Genomic DNA, 19804 nt, shown 5'->3' on the forward strand with positions numbered 1-19804 from the left:
CGGTGTGATGTCGATCACGATACATCATATTTAATGCTGGTCAATGGCCAGTTTCCCAAGGCTTCGGCTAGGCGTTTCGATCCTCGAAGCGCATATGATGCATGAAGTACCCCACATTCCGAGGCCTTGGAGGACGATGCACACCGCCGGCGACATCACCGCGCTGCTGGACCTCCGGGACATCGGCGAGGACCGCTTCCGCGGGGGCCACCGAGCCCACTCGATCCTCGACAAGACGTACGGCGGACAGCTGTTCGCCCAGTCCTTGGTGGCTGCCACCCGGACCGTGGACCCACGGCGCGAGGTCCACGCGGTGCAGGTCGCGTGCCTCGAGGCCGGGCGGCACGACCAGCCCCTCGACTTCACCGTCCGACGCAACCGCGACGGTCGCTCCTTCGCATCGCGCACGGTGGAGGCGACCCAACAGGGCCGCGTGCTGGTGCAGCTCCACGCCTCGTTCCACGTCCGTGAGCAGGGCCTCCACCACGCGCCGGCGATGCCCGTCGCCCCGGGCCCCGACGGGTTGCCCGACCTGTTCGACATGATGCGCGAGCACAGTGCCCTGCCCCACGCAGCCTGGCGCCGCGAGTGGGACGGCGTCGACCTGCGCTACGTCCCGGAGTCGCTCGAGCGCTCCCGGCGCGAGCAGCAGGGGCGCCAGCAGGTCTGGATCCGCGTCGGCGACCGGCTGCCTGGCGATCCCGCACTCCACCGCCAGGTGCTGGCGTACCTGAGCGACGTCACCCTGCTCAACGCTTCGCTGCTCCCCCACGGGTTCCTGATCGGTGCACCCGACCTGCCGCGCGCCACGCTCAACCACACGATCTGGTTCCACGACGACGCCCGCGCCGATGAATGGCTCCTGGTGGACCAACACTCCCCGTGGGCCGGCGGGGCGCGCGGGCTCTCGTTCGCCGAGGTGTTCAGCACCGACGGCCGCCATGTCGCCAGCTTCGCCCAGGAGGGTCTGATCCGGCCCCGCGGCGACCTCCGGCGGGAGTACGGCTGGGACGGCCCCGTGGCTGGACCCGCCGACGCCGCCGCCGACTCGTGAGCGGCACCCGGGCGCGGGCGCGACTGGGCGGCGCCGGACGCCTGCTCCTGCCCGGCCTCATCACGATCCTGCTCATCGCTCCGTCACTTCTGCCAGGCACCCTGGCGTTCGCCATCCGGCGGGACTTCGACCTGAGCGTCACCACGATCGGCGCCGCCGTCTCCGGCTACTACCTGCTCTCGACCGTCGCCACACGCGCCGCGGTCCCCCTCGCCCGGCGTTACGACCCCTTGACGATGACACGTGCCTGCCTGCTGACCAGTGCGATCTGCGTGCCGGCGTCGGCACTGCTCGGCACCACCGGGGCACTCCTGGCCGGATGCCTGATCGCCGGCACCACGAACGGCCTCGCGACCCCTTCGGCGAACATGCTCATCGCTCTCAACGTCCCGGAGCGGCACCGCGGACTCGCCTTCGGGATCCGGGTCTCGGCCGTGCCGGGAGCCGCCGGTCTGTGCGCTCTGGCCGCGTACGTCGTGGCGACCCACGACGTGGCCTGGCCCGCCGCGTACCTCGCCTACGGCCTCGCGTGCCTGGTGGGGATCGGCTGCACGTTCCTCGCGCCGCCGACGACCCTCGCCGACACCGAGGACGAGGCCGAGGGGGCCAACGGCGCCTCCCGCGGCGGAACGCTGCACATCCTCGCGGCCGGCGGCCTCCTGGCATCCATTGCCGGTTCGGCGACCTCGCCGTTCCTCGTGGACGGGCTCATCGCCGGCGGGGCGGACCCAGGGGCCGCCGCCCTGTTGTTCGGCCTCTCCGCCTGGATCGGTGTCTCCGCCCGGATCATCGCCGGAATCGTCGCCGACCGGGTGCCGGGCGCGGTGCTCCACCTGGTGGCGGCCGCCGGCCTGTTGGTCTTCGGTTCGGTGGGCATGCTCATCCTGGGCTTCGGCCGGGGGACGCCCATGCTCGCCGTGGGCACCGTCCTGACGTTCGCTCTGGGGTGGGCGTGGCCGGGCTTGCTGCACCACGCCACCTTGACCGTTCACCGCACCCAGATGGCCCGTGCCACCGCGGCACTCCAGACCGGCACCTACGTGGGTGCACTGATCGGTCCGCTGGGGTTCGGCCTGATCGTGGAGCACCTCTCGTTCACCTGGGCGTGGTCCGGGTACGCGACGATGCTGCTGGCCTCCGCGGCGATGCTCGCCCTCGCGAGCCGACGCGTCCGGCGTGCGGGTGAAAGGGCTGTCCCGTGACCTGGGCCACGATCACCCGTTGCCAGACGGCGGAGTTTTGTACATAATATTTTTTACACACTGCTTGACCGACGGAGGACAGAAGATGAGTGGTTCGAACTGGCGGCGCACGTTGGCCGTGGCTGCGAGCGCGCTGGCGCTCCTCGGAGTCGCCGCGTGCGGCGGCGGCAGCGACACCTCGAACGCCAAGCCCCCGACGACCGGCGACGAGGCGTGGGACGCGATCGTGGAGGCCGCCTACGACGAGGGCAAGGTCAACGTCTACAACGCCGGCTCGCAGGAGCAGAACCGGCGTCTGAAAGAGGCGTTCAACAAGAAGTACCCGGGCATCAAGCTGTCCCTCACGACCGGCGCCACCGAACTGCCCGAGCGCGTCTCGGCCGAGCTGGCCAACGGCACCGATGGTGCCGACGTCCTGATGTTCAGTGACCCGAACTGGTTCATCGAGCACGAGGCCGATCTCGCTCCCATCGACGGGCCCGAGGCCGAGGGCTGGGACAAGGACTGGTGGGCCGTTCCGGGCAAGTCCGTCCTGGCCACGGCACTGCCGTGGAGCATGCTGGTCTGGAACACGAACACGTTCCCCGACGGCTTCGCGACCTACGAGGACCTCCTGGACTCCAAGGTGAAGGGCAAGCTCGGCACCCGCTCGCAGGTCTCGCCCTCGATCGCCGGCTACCTGGCGCACCTCGAGACGAATCTCGGTGCCGAGTACCTGACGAAGCTGGGCGAGAACAACCCGAAGTTCTACCCCTCGAGCATCCCGCTCATGCAGGCGGTCGCCTCGGGTGAGGTGGGCGTGTCGAACCTCGGCGTCCCGGCCACGGTCGCCGACCTCAAGAAGTCCGGCGCCCCGATCGACTTCGCGTACGCCGAGCCCGGATTCGCGTACAACCACGGCGCGAGCGCCTTCACCAAGTCCAAGAGGCCGAACGCCGGCCGCGTCTTCATCGACTTCCTGATGTCGCAGGAGGGTCAGACCGCGTACAACGGCAACGGCCAGGGCGGGTCCGCCCGCGACGACGTCGAGGGCGCGCTCCCGATGGACGGCTACTCGATGCTCGACACCACGAAGTTCTCCGACCCCAAGGTCCTCGCCGAGTGGAGGAGCAAGTTCGCCACGTACTTCGAATGAGCCACAACTGATGGAGGGGGCCCGCCCAGCGGGCCCCCTCCCCCATTCCTGGAGGAACCATGAAGAGAGCCCTGATCACCGGTGCCGCCTCAGGCATCGGAGCCGACGTGGCAGCCACCTTGACCCGGGCCGGCTGGGAGTCGGTCCGTACCGATGTGAAGTCCGGCGAGGACGTCGTCGCGTTGGACGTCACCGACCCGGACGCGTGGGCCCGGGTGCTGTCCGAGCACGGTCCGTTCGACGCACTCGTCAACTCGGCCGGCATCCGCGAGCGCGCCCGTCTGCTCGAGGTCACCCTCGACCAGTGGGAGCGCACGATGGCCGTCAACCTCACCGGGACGTTCCTGGGCATGCAGGCCTTCGCGCGGACCCTCGTGGAGTCGGGCCGCCCGGGCAGCATCGTCAACGTCGCGTCGGTGAACGCCGAGAAGCCGGTCGTCGGCCAGCCCCACTACTGCGCCTCCAAGGCCGGTGTCGCCATGCTGACCCGCGCGTCGGCGCTCGAGCTCGCTCGGCACCAGATCCGCGTGAACGCCATCGCCCCCGGTGCGATCCACACACCGATGCTCCAGGACCGACTCGACGACCCCGGCCAGGAGGAGGCGCTGGTCAAGCGGATCCCCCGCCGGCGGCTCGGCCTCCCCTCCGAGATCAGCGCCGGAGTCGAGTACCTGCTCTCGGACGGCGCCGACTACGTCACCGGGGTCGTCCTGCCCATCGACGGTGGTTTCCTGCTGACCTGACGGCAGGGCCGCCCCGGGGGTCACACCAAGGAGGTGGAACGACCGCCGTCGAGCTGGATCGTCTGTCCCGTGATGAATCCCGCCGGATCCGACGCGAGGAACGCCACGGTCGCGGCCAGCTCGTCGGTGGTTCCCGCCCGTTTGAGCGCTGTCTGATCGATCCGTCGCTGCAGGTCGTGGAAGGCCGAGAAGGTCGGGGTGACCACGGTGGCCGGGGCGACCGAGTTGACCGTGACACCACGCGGTCCGAGCTCGTGGGACAGGTGCTTGAGGGCGGCTTGCAGGCCCGCACGGTAGATCGTGGAGAGCGCGTGCTGGGGCATGGGCTCCTTCACACTCGCCGACGTGATGCCGACGATGCGTCCCCACCCGTTGCGACCCACGATCGGAGCCAGCTCGCGGAGCACCAGGAGGCCCGCGTCGAGCTGGTCCCGCCGCGCCGCGTGCCAGCGATCGTCGTCGTCCTCGTCGAGGAGATCGCGCATCGGGCTCGGCGGCCGCGGCGTGTTCACCACCAGGATGTCCACTCCCCCGGACTCGGCGACCTCACGCAAGGTGATGAGATCGGCGCGGTCGGACATGTCGCCGGCGACCGTCTCGACCACGACGGACCGGCCGGCACGCACGGCGTCACGAGCGTCGCGGAGCCGCTGCTCGTCGCGGGCGAACAGCACGAGGTCCGCACCCTCGGCCGCGAGAGCCTTCGCGACCGCCAGCCCGAGGCCGGAGCTGCCGCACGTCACCACCGCACGCCTGCCCGCGATGCCCAAGTCCATGCGTGATCCCTCTCAGCTCGTCCAATCGGCCAGCACGGCGCCCGGACCGTCGACCTCCACGCCGGTGGGGGTGGCGGGAGTCCGCGTGCCGGAACGGCCGAACCGCGGCGCCGGCGCCGGATGGAGGGCCCCGTCGACCGTCACGAAGAGGTCGCGCTCGCGGTTGTGCGGGTGGGTGGCTGCCTCGGCGAACGACAGCACGGGCGTGACGCACGCGTCCGTGCCCTCGTAGACCTCGGCCCACTGCGCCATCGTCCGGGTGCGCAGCGCGGCCGCGATGAGCTCGCGCAGTCGCGGCCACTGGCTCTCGTCGTTCTGGGCGGGCCAGTCGGACACGTCGACGCCGAGCCGGGCGACGAACTCCGCGTAGAAGTCGTCCTCGAGGGCGCCGACCGCCAGGTGGCGTCCGTCCGCGCACTCGTACGTGGCGTAGAACGGCGCGGCGCCGTCGAGGTAGTTGCTGCCCGGCTCGTCCCGATACAACCCGGCGGCGCGCAGCCCTTGGATCTTGGCGGTCAGCACCGCGACGCCGTCGACCATCGCCGCATCGACGACCTGGCCGCGCCCCGAGCTGCGTGCATCCAGCACGGCCGCGAGGATGCCCAGCGCCGCCATCGCGCCGCCGCCGGCGTAGTCGCCCAGCAGGTTGATCGGCGGCATCGGGGCGGCGTCGTCCGAGCCGAGGGCGTGCAGCAGCCCTGTCTGGGCGACGTAGTTGATGTCGTGGCCCGCTGCCTGTGACAGCGGCCCGTCCTGGCCGTAGCCGGTCAACCGGGCGACGACCAGGGTCGGGTTGCGGGCGTGGAGGACATCCGGTCCGAGACCGAGCCGCTCGACGACACCGGGCCGGAAGCCCTCGACGAGAGCGTCGGCGACCTCAGCCAGCGCCAGGACCTGGTCGACGCCCTCGGGCGACTTCAGATCGACGGCGACCGATCGGACACCACGGTTGACCAGGTCGTGCTCGGGGCCGAGCGCCGACGCCTGCGCCAGCGTTCGCGCGGCACGCTTCGGCGGGCGGGTGATGCGCACGACGTCCGCACCGAGATCGGCGAGCAGCATGCTCGCGAACGGCACCGGGCCCATGCCGGCGAGGACGACGATCTTCAGGTCCCGCAGCGGTCCGGACACCGGTGTCCCCTGCCTCACGCCACGCGCTCGAAGATCGCGGTCAGGCCCTGGCCGCCGCCGATGCACATCGTCTCCAGGGCGTAGCGCCCCTCCCGACGGTCGAGCTCACGGAGCATCGTCGTGAGGATACGCACCCCGGTGGCGCCGACCGGATGGCCCAGCGAGATGCCCGATCCGTTGACGTTGAGTCGCTCGAAGTCCGCCTCGCCCAGGCCCCAGGCCGTCGTGCAGGCGAGCGCCTGGGCGGCGAAGGCCTCGTTGAGCTCGATCAGGTCCATGTCGGCGAGCGTCAGGCCGCAGCGCGCGAGCGCCTTCTCGGTCGACGGGACCGGTCCGATGCCCATCCGGTGCGGCTCGACACCTGCGGCACCCCAGGTGACCAGCCGGGCCAGGGGGCGCAGGCCGAGCTTCTCCGCGTTCTCCGGGGTCGTCACCAGGCACGCCGCAGCGCCGTCGTTCTGCCCACTGGCGTTGCCCGCGGTGACCGTGGCCTCGTCGTCCAGCTTGAGCCGGACGGGACGCAGCGCCGCGAGCGACTCGAGCGAGACGTCGTCGCGCGGATGCTCGTCGGTGTCGACGACCGTCTCGCCGCGACGAGTACGGACCGTCACCGGGACGATCTCCTCGCGGAACCGGCCGTCTCGCTGGGCCGCGACCGCGCGACGGTGCGACTCGTACGCCAGTGCGTCCTGGGACTCGCGGCTGATCGCGAACTCGCGCCGGAGGTTCTCGGCCGTCTCGAGCATGCCGCCCTCGACCGGGTAGTGCTTGCCACCGGAGGTGATCCGGCCGCGGGCGATCCGGTCCCACATCGGCGTGGAGTCGCCGCGGTAGCCGAAGCGGCCGCCGACCGTGTAGTGCTCAGCCTGGCTCATCGACTCGGCGCCACCGGCGATCACCGTGTCGCAGGCACCCGTCTGCACGCGCATCGCAGCGTCGAGAACCGCCTGCAGGGCCGAACCGCAGCGACGGTCCAGCTGCTGGCCCGGCACAGTGACCGGGAAGCCCGCGTCGAGCGCCGCGATGCGACCGATCGCCGGGGCCTCGCCATTGGGGTAGCACTGGCCGAAGATCACGTCGTCGACCCGCTCGGGATCGATCCCCGTGCGTTCGACCAGACCTTGCAGCACCGTCGCGGCCAGATCGGCCGTGGGCACGTCCTTGAACACGCCGCCGTACTTGCCGACCGGGGTCCGCAGGGGTTCGCAGATCACTGCCTCGCGCATGATCACTCTCTTCTCGCTCGTCGTGGGGATGGAATCACGCTGACGTGGTGGTCGCCCCCGCAGGGGAAGGGCTTGCGGGGGCGACCGGGTGGGGCGGGGAGACTCAGATGCCCCGCCCGCCGGTGACCTCGAGCACCGCGCCGTTGATGTACGACGCCAGTGGCGAGGCGAGGAAGAGGACGGCGGTGGCCACCTCCTCCGGCTCACCGGCACGACCCATCGGGACCTCGGCCTCCTTGGCGGCGAAGATCTCGGGCTTCATGGTGAGCGTCATCTCGGTGCGGACCAGACCGGGCTGGACCGCATTGACTCGGACCCCCGAGGGGCCCAGCTCCTTGGCGGCGGCCTTCGTCAGGCCGATCAGGCCCGCCTTCGCCGCGCTGTAGTTGGTCTGACCGGGGTTGCCGATCTTTCCCGACAGGGACGACATGTTGATGATCGCGCCGCTCTTCTGCTCACGGAACAGCCCCGAGACGGCCCGGGTACCCAGCCAGGCGCCCTTGAGGCTCACGTCGAGCACGGAGTCGAAGTCCGACACGCTCATCTTCTTCATGTACTTGTCCCGGGTGATCCCGGCGTTGTTGACCAGGACGTCGATCCGCCCGAAGGTCTCGAGCGTTGCGGCGACCAGAGCGTCCTGGTCGGCCTCGACGGTCACGTCGCAGCGCTGTCCGGCCACTGCATGGCCCGCCTCGCGACGTTCCTTCACGACCGCCTCGATCTTCGCCTCGTCCACGTCGACCACCATGACGCGGGCGCCGTGGGCGAGGAACGTGTCGGCGATGGCCAGCCCGATCCCCTGGGCGGCACCGGTCACGATCGCGACCTGGCCGTCCAGGAGACGGCGGTCCCCCATGTCCTCGCTCATCAGTACGACTTCGGCAGGCCGAGGATCTTGTCGCTGACGTAGTTCAAGATCATCGCCTGGGAGATCGGCGCGATCTTGAGCAGTCGCGACTCACGCCAGAGCCGCTCGACGTGGTACTCCTTCGCGTACGAATAGCCACCGAGGGTCTGCATCGCCCGGTCGCAGGCCTCGAACCCGGCCTCTGCGCCCAGGAACTTCGCCGCGTTGGACTCCGGGCCACACTGCTCGTGGTTGTCGAACAGCTCGGCCGCCTTCATGGCGATCTGCTCCGCCGCCAGCAGGCGGATCCAGGAATCGGCGAGCGGGTGCGCGACGGACTGGTTCTTGCCGATCGGCCGGTCGAAGATGACGCGGTCCTTGGCGTACTGCGTGGCGATGTCGAGCGCCTTGCGGCCGAGGCCGATCTGCTCCATCGAGACGCAGATGCGCTCCGGGTTGAGGCCGTCGAGCAGGTAGTAGAACCCCTTGCCGACCTCGCCCACGACGTCCTCGTCCGGGATCTCGAGGTTGTCGATGAACAGCTCGTTGGAGTCGATGCAGGAGCGGCCGAGCTTCTCGATCTCGCGGACGGTGATGCGCTCGCGGTTCAGGTCGGTGAAGAACAGCGTCATGCCGGCGAAGGGCTTCTCCGGATCGCGCGGCGAGGTGCGCGCCAGCAGCAGGATGCGCTGCGCGTTCTGCGCATTGGTGATCCAGACCTTCTTGCCGTTGACGACCCAGCCGTCGCCGGCGGAGTTGCGCTCGGCGCGGGTCGTGATGCGCGACGTGTCGACGCCCGCGTCGGGCTCGGTGACGCCGAACGCCATGAGCAGCTCACCCTTCGCGACCAGCGGCAGGTACTTGCGCTTCATCTCCTCCGAGCCGTGACGGATCACGGGGCCGGGCGGGAAGATGTAGAAGTGGATGGCCGAGGCACCGCCGGTGCCGCCGGCGTAGCCGATCTCGTGGAGCATGACGGCCGACTCCTTGAGTCCGAGGCCGATGCCGCCGTACTCCTCCGGGATCATGGCCCCGAGCCAGCCGCCGTCGGCGAACGCCTTCACGAACTCCCACGGGTACTCGTGGTTCTTGTCCTTCTGCTGCCAGTACTCGAGATCGAACTTGCCGGCGATCTCGCGGGTCGCCTTGCGGATCAGTTCGAGATCGGTTGCGTCGCTGCTCATCGGTCTCCTGCTTCCTGGATGGTGGGGATGTCTTCAAGAGGTGTGGTCGGCTCCAGCGCCGACAGGTCACCGGCCGGCTGTCCGAGGTGCCGCGAGCGGATCGCGCGGCGCATGATCTTGCCGTTCTTGGTCTTCGGCAGCGTCCGCACGACGTGCAGCGTCGGCGCGAACGACCGGCCCACGTGGTGCAGTGCCGTCGATCGGACGTCGTCGAGGTCCGCGCCCTCGCGGACGACCGCGAAGGCCACCACGCGCTGGCCACGCATCTCGTCGGGGACACCGACCACGGCCGCCTCGAGCACGCGGCCGTCGCGCAGCAGGGCCGCCTCGATCTCCGCCGGCCCGACGCGCCGCCCGGACACCTTGATCGTGTCGTCGGAGCGGCCGTGCAGCTGCCAGGTGCCGTCGGGGTGGAGCTCGGCGAGATCGCCGTGGACCCACACGTCGGGCCACCGGTCCCAGTAGGTCTTGAGGTAGCGCTCGGTGTCCTGCCAGAACGCGTGGGTCATGCCGGGCCACGTGTTGAGCACGGCGAGTTCGCCGACCTCCCCGACGACGGGCCGTCCTTCCTGGTCCAGGACGGCGACGTCCATGCCGGGCAGTGGACCGCTGAAACCCGCTGCGGCCGCGGGAAGGAACGGGTAGCCGACGATGATCCCGCCACCGGTCTCGGTGCCGCCGCTGTAGTTGACGATGGGTCGCGTGCCGCCTCCGACGTCGGAGAAGAGCCAGTGCCAGGTGGGCGCGTCCCAGCCCTCGCCCGTCGAGGCGAAGGACCGCACCGTCGAGATGTCGTGCTGGGGCAGGGCGCCCTCGTTCATGAGCAGCCGAGCGGCCGTGGGCGCGATGCCCTGGAAGGTGACGCCGTGACGTTCGGCGATGGACCAGATGCGCTGCGGGTCCGGGTGGTGCGGCAGGCCCTCGACCAGGACGATCGTGGCGCCGAGCTGCAGCCCGCCCATGATGAGCAGCGGACCGAGCATCCAGCCCATGTCGGCGATCCAGGCGATGACGTCGTCCTCGTGGATGTCGAAGCCGTAGGCGAAGTCGACGGCGGCCTTCACCGAGAAGCCGGCGTGCGAGTGGACGATGCCCTTCGGCGCCCCGGTCGTCCCGGAGGTGTAGATGATCGTCAACGGGTCGTTGCTGTCCATCGCGACGGTCTCGACGGGCGCCGGCTCCTGGTCCAGGTCGTGCCAGTACACGTCCCGCCCGGCCTGCATCGGGACGTCCTCGCCCGACACCGCGACGACGATCGACAGCTCGACGGTCGGCGCCGTGGCGAGTGCCTCGTCCGCCACCTGCTTCATCGGGACCGGCTTGCCCCGGCGGGTGGTCCCGTCGGTCGTCACCAGGACCCGGGCGCCGGACTCCCGCATCCGCGTGGCGAGCGCCTCGGGGCCGTAACCCGTGAACGCCGGCACCACGATCGCGCCGATCGCCGCCGTTCCGAGGTAGGCCACGACGGCCTCGGGCACGACGGGCAGGAAGAGGACGACACGGTCGCCGCGTCCCACTCCGCGCGCCGCCAGGTTCGCGGCGAACCGGCGCACCTCGACGTCGAGTTCACGGAAGGTCAGGGACCGCTGCTGCCCACCGTCGCCCTCGAACACCACGGCGGCCTTGTCCGCCAGCGGGCCCTCGGCGTGACGGTGGCAGCACAGGTCGGCGGCGTTGAGCCGGCCCCCGACGAACCACTGCGGCAGCGCCGTGCCGGCGGAGTCGTCCTTCACCGCGGTGAAGGGCTCGCGGAAGTCGATCCGCAAGTCCTCCACCACGGCGCGCCAGTACCACTCGGGGTCGTCGACGGACGCCGCGTGCAACGCCTCGACGCTGTCGTACCCCCACCGCCGCATGGCGGACAGGAGACGGCTGCGTCGGAGTTGCTCCTCACCGGGCACCCAGTCGGGCTCGGCGGGCGCGGCGAACAGGCCTGGGCCTCTCATCGACTCACTCCTCTCGGTACGGGACGGACGGACTCAGGCGTCGGCGGTCTCGGCGACCGCGGACTTCTTGAACATGAAGCCGGCGCGCGTGCAGTCGCACACGATGTCGCCGTTCTGCTTGATGCCGTAGTGGCGGAACGTCACGATCCCGGCGTTGGGACGGCTCTTGGACTCACGACGGTCGACGATCTCGGTGCGGACCCGCACGGTGTCGCCGTGGAAGAGCGGCTTGGGGAACTGGACGTCGGAGAAGCCCAGGTTGCCCATCGTGGTGCCCTGGGTGGTGTCCTGCATCGAGATGCCGGTGACCAGGCCGAGGGTGTACAGGCTGTTGACGATCTGCTGGCCGTAGATGCTGTCCTTGGCGTACTCGGCATCGATGTGCAGCGGGGCCAGGTTGAGCGTCATGGCGCAGAACGTCATGTTGTCCGCCTCGGTGACGGTGCGGCGGGTCTGGTGCTCGATGACCAGTCCGGGTTCGAGCTCCTCGTAGTACAGGCCGGGCATGTCTCTTCCTCTCAGTTCGTGGTGAAGTTCTCGGCGTACGCGAGGACCTCGCGTGCGGTCTTGATGTGGGCGTAGTCGACGTGCATGCCCTCGTAGACGACGGCGGCGGCGCCCTGCGCCTCGGCCTGCTCGAAGGCGTCGATCATCCCGGTGTAGAAGTCGATCTCGAACTTCGAAGGGCTGAAGACCTCGTTGGCGACGTCGATGTGCGACGGGTGGATCAGCACCTGGCCCTTGAAGCCGAGCTCGCGGTTCTTGATCGAGAAGTTCCGGGCCCCCTCGGGGTCCTCGAGGTCCTGCCAGACGCCGACGAGCGGGAAGTCGAGTCCGGCGGCCCGGCAGGCCAGGACGGCCCGGCTGCGCAGGTAGAGGGTCTCGTCACCGCCGGGGGTGAACGTGAAGCCGATGGACCGCGAGACGTCCGCGTCGCGGGCCGTCCCGGCGAAGAGGGTCGCCATGCGCGGGGAGGCCTTGGCGATCGCCTCGCACTCGGCGTAGGACTCTGCGGTCTCGAGGTTCGCGATGAACTCGATCGAGCCGGGCTCCACGCCGTTCTTGGCCTCGAAGTGGTCGACCAGTGCCTCATAGCGGACGATGTCGTCCCGGCCGGTGAGCTTCGGCAGCGCGAAGCCGGTGAGCCCCGGGAGGGCGACGGCCTCGATGTCGTCGCCGGTGAGGCCCGTGTCGAGCGGATTCAGCCGGACGTAGACGGAGATCGTCTCCCCGTTCTCGCGGAGGCGGGTGATCGAGCGGGCCACTTCATCGCGGGCTTCAGCCTTCAGGTCATGGGGAACGGCGTCCTCGAGATCGAGGATGACGCCGTCCACTCCCTTGGCGATGGCCTTCTCGACCCACGTGCCCCGATGGCCGGGGACGAACAGCAGCGAACGGACTGGACGCATGTGTGCAACCTCCTCAGGTCTACACACAAAATATATTATGTTCTGTATTTAGTCCAGTCGTCCTACGTCGAGACCGCGTTCAACCCGCGATAGTCGCCAGAAATTGAAATATATTATATGTTCGAGCCCCACGAGGAGAGGCAGTCATGACCCACAAGCCCTTGGCCGGCGTCCGAGTCCTGGAGTTCGGCGGATACATCTCCGGCCCTTACGCCACGTCCATCCTGTGCTCGCTCGGCGCCGACGTCGTCAAGGTCGAGCGCCCGGGCGTCGGAGAGGACTTCCGCCGTGGCGCGAACATCGACAGCCTCTACTTCCGGCAGTACAACACCGGCAAGCGCAGCCTCGCGGTCAACCTCAAGGACCCCGAGGGCGTCGCCCTCGTCAAGGCACTACTGCCCCGCTTCGACGTCGTCCTGGAGAACCTGCGCCCGGGCAAGATGGACGCGCTCGGCCTCGGCCGAGGCGATCTGACCGCCCTGCGCAGTGATCTCATCTACACCTCGGTGACCGGTTTCGGCAACGGCGGCCCCATGGTCGACCGTCCGGCCTACGACATGATCGGGCAGGCGTTCGGCGGCCTGGTGTCGACCCTGAGCAACGAGGGGCACGCCCAGTTGGCCGGCACCTGCCTGGCCGACCTCATCACCGGCCTGTCGACAGCGACCGGCATCCTCGCCGCGCTCGTCGGCCGGGGCGCCGGGGGCGGCAGCACCCACGTCGAGACGTCGTTGACGGAGGCGATCTCCACCCTCACGATCGACGCCGTGACGCAGCTGTTCGAGACGGGCCGGGCCCCGTCGCGGCAGAGCCGGCATCCGCAGGCCCAGAACTTCTGCCTCGCCACCGCCAGCGGCGAGTTCATCGTGCTGCACCTGAGCTCCTCCCAGCGGTTCTGGGAGTGCCTCGTGGCCGCGATGGATCGACCGGAGCTGCTCGCCGACGCGCGATTCACCACCTACGCCGACCGGATGGTGCACTACCACGACCTCGCGAAGATCCTCGAGGGCGAGTTCTTGGTGCGCCCGGCCGCCGAGTGGGAGAAGCTCCTCATCGACCACGACGTGCCGTTCGCCCCCGTACTGGACGTCAAGACCTATCGCGAGCACCCTCAGGTCGAGTGGCTCGACATCTTCGAGCGCGAGACCGACGGTCTCGCGCTGACTCGGGTGCCGTGGCGCTTCGACGGCGAACGCCCCCGCCGACCGGGCACCGCGCCGCTGGTCGGCGAGCACTCACTCGAGATCGCGGGCGAGGTGTACGGCGAGGACGAGCTGCGATCTCTCGTCGCCTCAGGCACCCTCTTCCCGGCCCCGGCCTCGTCCTCCGCCTCGAAATAGGGACGTATGGGCGTGTGGCTGATAAAATCCATTTGATATCACGTCCGAAGGAGAATGACATGGCCGACCCCGTGACCTCATCCGTTCGGGCACCCAAGCGGCAGCAGTTGCCCGAGGAAGTCGCCGCGTACGTCCGCGAGCTGATCATCTCCGGTGACGTGAAGCCCGGCGAGTTCCTGCGCATCGAGCCGATCGCCGAGGCGGTCGGCGTCAGCAACACCCCCGTCCGCGAAGGTCTGCTCGCCCTGCGCAGTCAGGGCTTCGTCCGCCTGGCGCCGCGACGCGGCTTCGTGGTGGCACCGTTCAGCCAGCAGGACGTCCGGGACTTGTTCTGGGCCCAGGCCCAGCTGGGCGGCGAGCTGGCCGCGCGCGCAGCGAAGAAGATCAGCCCGGAGTCGATCAAGCGCCTCGAAGAGTTCAACGAGCAGTACACCGTCGCCGTCAAGAACCGCGATGCCGAAGCGGTCGCCGACCTCGGGCACCGCTTCCACCGCGAGATCAACCTCGCCGCCGACTCCCAGCGCCTGGCCCTGCTCCTCGGCTCGGTCGTGCGCCACCTGCCCAACCGCTTCTACGCCAACATCGAGGGCCAGGTCGACCAGACCCAGGGCGACCACCCCAAGCTGCTCGAGGCGCTGCGCGCCGGCGACTCCCGCAAGGCGCGCTCCCTCATGGAGAAGCACATCGAGAAGGGCGGCGAGCGCCTCATCGAGACGCTGCAGGCACGTGGTGTCTGGTCGGGCGACTCCACCTCCTGAACGACCTCAGGCCGTCGGCGGAGGGGTCCGCGGCCGCACCGGCCGCTCGTACGACGGGTCCTGTCGGTCCCGCGATCCACGATGGCTGCCGGCCAGGCGACGGTCCATGCCGCTGGCGTCGGCGCGGCACTGCCAGTCGAGCACGACGAGCCGCGTGAAGATGCGCCATTGCCCCTCCCGGCGCTCGTAGCGGTCGAGGTAGCGTCCTCCGACCAACTCGAGGTTGTCGCTGCCGCTGTTGCGAATGGCGACCTGGAAGTACGTCTCGGCGTCGGCCACGTCGCCGTCGATCACGACCGCGTGGTTGGTGACCGAGTGTTGGCAGGCCTCGCGGCGCGCCTGCGTGGGCATCCACGTCTCGATGAAGTTCTCCGGCGACCCGTCCATCTGGCCGTGGGAGTCGTGACCGTCCTCCCAGAAGGCTGAGCGGATGAGGTCCGCATCCAGCCGGTCGACGCCGCGGGTGTAGCGCATGAGGCAGTCCCAGATCGCCTGGCGATCCAGCAGGAGCCTGACGTCCGCAGCCAGCCGATCGTCCGTGCCATCCGTCGTCGTGTGCATAGAATGCATGATATACGAACCGAAGGAGCTGGGTGTGGACGATCGAACAGCAGGACGGTACGACGGCAAGGTCGCGGTGGTCACGGGCGCCGGGTCCGGCATCGGCCGTGCCATCACCGAGCAGTTGCTGCGCGAGGGGGCATCCGTCGTCGCGAACGACCTCGACGTGTCCGCCCTGGCAGCTGACGAGTCCCCGGGACGCCTGGTCACGGTCGCCGGCGACGTGAGCGCCGACGACATGCCCCAGCGGCTGCTCGACGCAGTCGTCACGCTGGGCGGTGGGCGAGTCGACGTGTTGTTCAACAACGCCGGCATCGGGTCGGCGCGTCCGGCTCTCGACATCCGTCCGGACGAATGGCGCCGGGTCATGGACGTGAACGTCGACGCCGCGTTCCGGCTCGCGACCACGGTCGGCCGGGTGATGGTCGACCAGGGTGCGGGCGCGATCCTGAACACCGCCTCGGTCGCTGGAACCCACGGCCTCCCCAGCCGTGTCGCCTATGTCGTCTCCAAGCACGCGATCGTGGGGATGACCCGCGCCCTCGCTGTCGAGTGGGGACCCAGCGGCGTCCGTGTCAACGCCATCTGCCCCGGTCTGACGGAATCGGGCATGAGCGAGCGCCTCAAGCGCGACTCCCCCGACTACTGGGCCGCACGCGAAGCCGTCGTGCCCCTGCGCCGCGCCGGCCTCTCTGCCGAGCAGGCATCCACCGCGCTGTTCCTGTGTTCGGACGAGGCCGCCTACATCTCCGGGATGATCGCGGAGGTGGACGGCGGGACCCACGCCCTCTACGCCGGCTACACGGTCCAGCGCCCCACGTCCTGACCCGCCTCCGGACGCACCACGGCCCCGCTCCCGAAGGAGCGGGGCCGTGCTGTCGAGCCGGACGGATCAGCGTCGTCAGAGCTTCTCGAGCGCCTTGCGGCCACCGAAGAACATGGCCGCCGCCACGCCGACTGCCGTCATGACCGTCATGATGAGCGCGATCACCGCGACCCGCGGGTACGAGCCGCTGGCGTACTGGTCGTACAGGACGACCGACATCACGTTCACGTCCGGAGCCCGCAGCAGCAGCGACACACCGAACTCGTGGGTCAGCAGCACGAACATCATCGCCGCCGACGTGACGATGCCCGTCCGCGAGAGCGGCAGCGTGATCTGGAAGAACGTCCGCAGCGGGTGGGCGCCACTGACCTGGGAGGCCTCCAGCGTCTGCCGGCCCAGCGACACGAGAGTCGCCAGCTGGTAGCGCACGGCGTACGGGATCATGATCGTCACGTAGGCCAGGATCAGGCTCGCCTTCGTGCCGTAGATACCGATCGCGGGGTTGGAGAACGCGAACAGGAAGCCGAAGCCCAGCAGCGCGGCCGGCACGGTCAGCGGCAGGTTGGCCACGATGTCGAGGACCGAACCCAGCGGCCTCCACAGCCTGTCCTTGTTGTAGATGCCCAGGGCCACGAGCATGCCGACCGGCAACACCAGCAGCACGCCCAGCACGGACACCACGAGCGTCGTCACGATCGACTGGCGCACCTTCTCGTCCGCCAGCACGTCACTGACGTTCTGCCCCGTGAGCACGCTGAAGTCGAGGTTGCCACTCCAGAACGGCGAGAACGCGACGAAGGCGATCGCCAGGATCGGCAGGACCGCGGCCACCAGCACGTAGGCGCTGACGACGAAGCCCGAGAGGGCGCTGACGAGCGGACTGAGCATCCGGTTGTCGACGGTCGCGGTGCCCTGGCCGACGAAGCGGTTCTGGTTGCCGAGCATGCGCCGCTGCAGCACGACCAACACGATGGCCAAGATGATGAGCGGCGTGCCCAGGGCGGAGGCCAGGCCGTAGTCCACCGGGTACTCGGCGCTGAGCTCGTACATCTCGGTCGTGACGACGTCCACCCCCTCGCGCCGGCCCAGGATCAGCGGGCCGGTGAACTGGCCCAGCGACAGCAGCAGGACCACGACGCCGGCGTAGATGAAGCTCGGTCGCAGCAACGGCAACGTGATCGTGAACAACGCGCGGAGGCCCCCGGCGCCGTTGACCCGGGCCGCGAGGGTGTAGTCGGAGCCCAGGTTGCGCAGGCCGGTGTACACGAACATGTAGACGAAGGCCGCCAGGTGCGTGCCGGTGTAGAAGATGATCCACGGCAGCGTGTAGACGTTGATCGGCCCGGTGGTGCCGTCGAAGAACGGAGTCCAGCGCAGGAACGAGTTCACGTAGCCGTTCTCGGGCGAGAACAGGAAGACGAATCCCACCACGTGCGCCACCGCGGGGATGATCATCGGCAGTACCGGCAAGAACTCCAGCACGGAGCGCAGCCGCGGCGTCATGGAGTAGGTGCACAGCGCCAGGATCGTGCCCATCAGGAGGCCGACGACCAGGCCGCCGAAGCCGAGGAACACCGTGGTGCGGAGGACCTCGACGACCCCTTCCATCTCGGTCAGGCGACGCATGCCGTCGGCGTCGTTCTCCCAGGCACGCAACTGCAGCGGGATCAGTGGCATCAGCACCATCACCGCCACGACGGCGGCGAGCAGCATCCACAGCAGCTGGTGTCCCTCACCCCCGGGAATGAGGGGACGGCGTCGCGGCGCGTCGGGCGTGGCCCGGCGCTGCGGGTCCGGCGCGGTGGCCGGCTTCTCGATCGTCTGCATCAGTTCGTCTCCGTGTCGTCGCCGGTCAGCGGATCGCGGCCCAGTCGTCGACCAGGCGGCCGTCGACGTCGTAGCAAAGGACGTGGTCGGGATCGAGACCGATCTCGACGTCCTGGTCGGGCTCGAGCTCCCCCAGGGCGGCGGGGACGTCGACGAACAGCGTCGAGTCGCCCATCACCACGACGTGCTCGGCGTGGTCGCCGGCGGGGAGCACCTCGAGCAGACGTGCGCCGGCGACCCAGTGCCGACGATCGTCCACGGTCGTGGCGCCCGCGGGACGGACCGTCAGGTCGCCGTCACGCATCCGCAGGGCGTAACTGCCGGTGAAGCCGGGCCGGACGAAGCCGGGCACGGGAACGCCGTTGATCGTCGCCGTGCCGTCCGCCGCCACCTCGAGCGCCATGCGGTTGCGCGCCCCGAGGAAGTCGGCCACGTACTCGGTCGCCGGGCGGTGGTAGACCTCTCCCGGCTTCCCGATCTGCTCGAACCGGCCCTCCTTCATCACGGCGACCCGGGTGCCCAACGCGAGCGCCTCCTCCTGGTCGTGCGTGACGTAGACCCCCGTGAAGCCGATCTCCCGGTGCAGCAGGCGCAGCTGGGCCCGCAGGTCGATGCGCAGCAAGGCATCGAGGTTGCTGAGCGGCTCGTCGAGCAGCAGCAGGGCCGGCCGCGGCGCGAGGGCGCGAGCCAGCGAGATGCGCTGCTGCTGGCCGCCGCTCAGCTCGGGCGGGTAGCGGTCGGCGAGGTGCCCACACTGGACGACGTCGAGGACCTCCTGGACGCGACCTCGCTTGATCTCGTCCTTCATGCGCCGTGCCTTCAGCGGGTAGGCGACGTTCGCGGCCACCTTCATGTGCGGCCACAGCGCGTAGTTCTGGAACACCATCGCGACGTCGCGACGGTTGGGCTGGACGAACACGCGGCGCTCGGCGTCGACCACCGTGCGCTCACCGAGTTCGATGCGGCCCTCGCCCGGCTTCTCGAGTCCGACCAGGCAGCGCAGCAGGGTCGTCTTCCCGCAGCCGCTGGGGCCCAGCAGAACGAGCAGCTCACCCTCCTCGACCTCCAGGCTGATGTCGTGCAGGACGTGCACGGACTCCTTATTGCGCTGGAACGTCTTGTTGAGATTGGTGATCCTGACCTGCACGGGACGAGCATCCTGCTCACCAGCCAGTGCGGCCCCGGCGGCGCCTCTGTCCATCACTTGACTCCTCATTGGGGGGCTCCTTCGCAACGTGTGACGACGCTCACTCTATACATAATATATCTGATTCGCCAAGCCGGGTCCTCCCCCTCCCCCGAGCCCCTTGCTCTCGGCTTCACATATCCCGTGTCATATCTGATGCACGAACTTGGCGTCGGTGCGCCTAGGATAGGGCTGCCCCATCCAGAGGAGAGAACACATGAGCAGGACGATCGTCACCGGCGTGGACGGCAGCGAGACCGCGGCCAAGGCGGCACACACCGCCGCAGAGCTCGCCCAGGCGCTCGATGCGCAGCTCTACGTCCTGAGCGCGTACGGCAAGTACCACGCGGACACCTTCAACAGTGGCGAGGAGGAGATCGTCTTCAGCACGGCGAAGGACGCCGAGCACACGGCGGAGGGCACCGTCGCTCAGCTCCGGCACGACTTCCCCGGCCTGCGCATCGTCGCCGCTCCGGCCGAGGGAAAGCCCGGTGACGCCCTCGTCAAGGCGGCCCAGCGACTGCAGGCCGATCTCATCGTCGTGGGCAACAAGCGGGTGCAGGGCCTCGCCCGGGTGCTGGGGAGCGTTGCCCGAGACGTGGCCGCGCAGGCACCCTGCGACGTCTATGTCGCCCACACGCACGATCGCTGAC

General features: G+C 69.3%; 19 protein-coding genes. 8 read left to right on the plus strand and 11 right to left on the minus strand.

Annotated features, from left to right (window positions below; genetic code table 11):
- The first annotated feature begins 136 nt into the window (after positions 1-136).
- The 4 genes from H9L21_RS11685 to H9L21_RS11700 all read left to right on the plus strand — a co-directional run bounded on the left by H9L21_RS11685 (position 137) and on the right by H9L21_RS11700 (position 4134).
- On the plus strand, positions 137-1054 hold the full coding sequence (locus H9L21_RS11685) for an acyl-CoA thioesterase (RefSeq protein WP_187411488.1): 918 nt from the start codon (positions 137-139) through the stop codon (positions 1052-1054).
- A complete protein-coding gene (locus H9L21_RS11690; protein WP_187411489.1) occupies positions 1051-2256 on the plus strand; it encodes an MFS transporter in 1206 nt (401 codons plus the stop codon). The genes H9L21_RS11685 and H9L21_RS11690 overlap by 4 nt, the downstream gene beginning before the upstream one ends.
- An 85-nt stretch (positions 2257-2341) precedes the next feature.
- Entirely contained in the window at positions 2342-3391 is a 1050-nt protein-coding gene (locus H9L21_RS11695) for an ABC transporter substrate-binding protein (RefSeq protein WP_154596744.1), read from the plus strand.
- 59 nt (positions 3392-3450) lie between these two features.
- The gene (locus H9L21_RS11700; protein WP_154596743.1) at positions 3451-4134 is read left to right on the plus strand and encodes an SDR family NAD(P)-dependent oxidoreductase; all 684 of its coding nucleotides are present in this window, start codon (positions 3451-3453) and stop codon (positions 4132-4134) included.
- 20 nt (positions 4135-4154) lie between these two features.
- Here the strand turns inward: H9L21_RS11700 and H9L21_RS11705 are convergent, their stop codons facing one another.
- From H9L21_RS11705 to H9L21_RS11740, 8 genes are all read right to left on the minus strand, one after another.
- A complete protein-coding gene (locus H9L21_RS11705) occupies positions 4155-4910 on the minus strand; it encodes an SDR family oxidoreductase (RefSeq protein ID WP_154596742.1) in 756 nt (251 codons plus the stop codon).
- Between the two features lie 12 nt (positions 4911-4922).
- Positions 4923-6041 (minus strand): CaiB/BaiF CoA transferase family protein, encoded by a 1119-nt coding sequence (locus tag H9L21_RS11710; protein ID WP_187411490.1) that lies wholly within the window; start codon positions 6039-6041, stop codon positions 4923-4925.
- Between the two features lie 14 nt (positions 6042-6055).
- Positions 6056-7267 (minus strand): acetyl-CoA C-acetyltransferase, encoded by a 1212-nt coding sequence (locus tag H9L21_RS11715; protein WP_154596741.1) that lies wholly within the window; start codon positions 7265-7267, stop codon positions 6056-6058.
- 103 nt (positions 7268-7370) lie between these two features.
- Positions 7371-8135 (minus strand): 3-oxoacyl-ACP reductase FabG, encoded by a 765-nt coding sequence (gene fabG / locus H9L21_RS11720; protein ID WP_230081558.1) that lies wholly within the window; start codon positions 8133-8135, stop codon positions 7371-7373.
- Positions 8135-9298: an acyl-CoA dehydrogenase family protein gene (locus H9L21_RS11725; RefSeq protein WP_154596740.1), complete on the minus strand. Its 1164-nt coding sequence runs from the start codon at positions 9296-9298 to the stop codon at positions 8135-8137. The genes fabG and H9L21_RS11725 overlap by 1 nt, the downstream gene beginning before the upstream one ends.
- Positions 9295-11244 carry an AMP-binding protein gene (locus H9L21_RS11730; protein ID WP_154596739.1) on the minus strand — a complete coding sequence of 650 codons (1950 nt, stop codon included), beginning with the start codon at positions 11242-11244 and terminating at the stop codon, positions 9295-9297. Before H9L21_RS11730 ends, H9L21_RS11725 begins: the two co-directional genes overlap by 4 nt.
- Positions 11245-11277: 33 nt before the next feature.
- Positions 11278-11751 carry a MaoC family dehydratase gene (locus H9L21_RS11735; protein ID WP_154596738.1) on the minus strand — a complete coding sequence of 158 codons (474 nt, stop codon included), beginning with the start codon at positions 11749-11751 and terminating at the stop codon, positions 11278-11280.
- An 11-nt stretch (positions 11752-11762) separates the two neighbouring features.
- Complete coding sequence (locus tag H9L21_RS11740) at positions 11763-12653, minus strand: HpcH/HpaI aldolase/citrate lyase family protein (protein ID WP_154596737.1); 891 nt, start codon at positions 12651-12653, stop codon at positions 11763-11765.
- A 146-nt stretch (positions 12654-12799) separates the two neighbouring features.
- Between H9L21_RS11740 and H9L21_RS11745 the strand changes: the two genes are divergently transcribed.
- Positions 12800-13993 carry a CaiB/BaiF CoA transferase family protein gene (locus H9L21_RS11745; RefSeq protein ID WP_154596736.1) on the plus strand — a complete coding sequence of 398 codons (1194 nt, stop codon included), beginning with the start codon at positions 12800-12802 and terminating at the stop codon, positions 13991-13993.
- 59 nt (positions 13994-14052) lie between these two features.
- Positions 14053-14751: a GntR family transcriptional regulator gene (locus tag H9L21_RS11750; protein ID WP_154596735.1), complete on the plus strand. Its 699-nt coding sequence runs from the start codon at positions 14053-14055 to the stop codon at positions 14749-14751.
- A 6-nt stretch (positions 14752-14757) separates the two neighbouring features.
- Here the strand turns inward: H9L21_RS11750 and H9L21_RS11755 are convergent, their stop codons facing one another.
- Complete coding sequence (locus tag H9L21_RS11755) at positions 14758-15312, minus strand: nuclear transport factor 2 family protein (RefSeq protein ID WP_187411491.1); 555 nt, start codon at positions 15310-15312, stop codon at positions 14758-14760.
- Between the two features lie 34 nt (positions 15313-15346).
- Here H9L21_RS11755 and H9L21_RS11760 point away from each other — a divergent pair, with 34 nt between their 5' ends.
- Positions 15347-16138 (plus strand): SDR family NAD(P)-dependent oxidoreductase, encoded by a 792-nt coding sequence (locus H9L21_RS11760; RefSeq protein WP_187411492.1) that lies wholly within the window; start codon positions 15347-15349, stop codon positions 16136-16138.
- A gap of 75 nt (positions 16139-16213) precedes the next feature.
- Here the strand turns inward: H9L21_RS11760 and H9L21_RS11765 are convergent, their stop codons facing one another.
- Both H9L21_RS11765 and H9L21_RS11770 read right to left on the minus strand, forming a co-directional pair.
- Entirely contained in the window at positions 16214-17965 is a 1752-nt protein-coding gene (locus H9L21_RS11765; protein ID WP_154596732.1) for an ABC transporter permease, read from the minus strand.
- A 25-nt stretch (positions 17966-17990) separates the two neighbouring features.
- Positions 17991-19112 (minus strand): ABC transporter ATP-binding protein, encoded by a 1122-nt coding sequence (locus tag H9L21_RS11770; protein ID WP_222865777.1) that lies wholly within the window; start codon positions 19110-19112, stop codon positions 17991-17993.
- Between the two features lie 256 nt (positions 19113-19368).
- On the opposite strand from H9L21_RS11770, the gene H9L21_RS11775 reads away from it, so the two are divergent.
- Positions 19369-19803, plus strand: coding sequence for a universal stress protein (locus H9L21_RS11775; protein WP_154596731.1), 435 nt, complete (start codon positions 19369-19371; stop codon positions 19801-19803).
- The last annotated feature ends 1 nt before the right edge of the window (position 19804 follow it).

This window comes from Aeromicrobium senzhongii (assembly GCF_014334735.1).
Taxonomy (GTDB): Bacteria; Actinomycetota; Actinomycetes; order Propionibacteriales; family Nocardioidaceae; genus Aeromicrobium; species Aeromicrobium senzhongii.

Coding starts and splice junctions, on each gene's coding strand:
- H9L21_RS11730 (WP_154596739.1), bottom strand. CDS start 11,244: ATGAGAGGCCCAGGCCTGTTCGCCGCGCCCGCCGAGCCCGACTGGGTG.
- H9L21_RS11740 (WP_154596737.1), bottom strand. CDS start 12,653: ATGCGTCCAGTCCGTTCGCTGCTGTTCGTCCCCGGCCATCGGGGCACG.
- fabG (WP_230081558.1), bottom strand. CDS start 8,135: ATGAGCGAGGACATGGGGGACCGCCGTCTCCTGGACGGCCAGGTCGCG.
- H9L21_RS11715 (WP_154596741.1), bottom strand. CDS start 7,267: ATGCGCGAGGCAGTGATCTGCGAACCCCTGCGGACCCCGGTCGGCAAG.
- H9L21_RS11735 (WP_154596738.1), bottom strand. CDS start 11,751: ATGCCCGGCCTGTACTACGAGGAGCTCGAACCCGGACTGGTCATCGAG.
- H9L21_RS11725 (WP_154596740.1), bottom strand. CDS start 9,298: ATGAGCAGCGACGCAACCGATCTCGAACTGATCCGCAAGGCGACCCGC.
- H9L21_RS11775 (WP_154596731.1), top strand. CDS start 19,369: ATGAGCAGGACGATCGTCACCGGCGTGGACGGCAGCGAGACCGCGGCC.
- H9L21_RS11695 (WP_154596744.1), top strand. CDS start 2,342: ATGAGTGGTTCGAACTGGCGGCGCACGTTGGCCGTGGCTGCGAGCGCG.
- H9L21_RS11750 (WP_154596735.1), top strand. CDS start 14,053: ATGGCCGACCCCGTGACCTCATCCGTTCGGGCACCCAAGCGGCAGCAG.
- H9L21_RS11765 (WP_154596732.1), bottom strand. CDS start 17,965: ATGCAGACGATCGAGAAGCCGGCCACCGCGCCGGACCCGCAGCGCCGG.
- H9L21_RS11685 (WP_187411488.1), top strand. CDS start 137: ATGCACACCGCCGGCGACATCACCGCGCTGCTGGACCTCCGGGACATC.
- H9L21_RS11755 (WP_187411491.1), bottom strand. CDS start 15,312: ATGCACACGACGACGGATGGCACGGACGATCGGCTGGCTGCGGACGTC.
- H9L21_RS11700 (WP_154596743.1), top strand. CDS start 3,451: ATGAAGAGAGCCCTGATCACCGGTGCCGCCTCAGGCATCGGAGCCGAC.
- H9L21_RS11745 (WP_154596736.1), top strand. CDS start 12,800: ATGACCCACAAGCCCTTGGCCGGCGTCCGAGTCCTGGAGTTCGGCGGA.
- H9L21_RS11705 (WP_154596742.1), bottom strand. CDS start 4,910: ATGGACTTGGGCATCGCGGGCAGGCGTGCGGTGGTGACGTGCGGCAGC.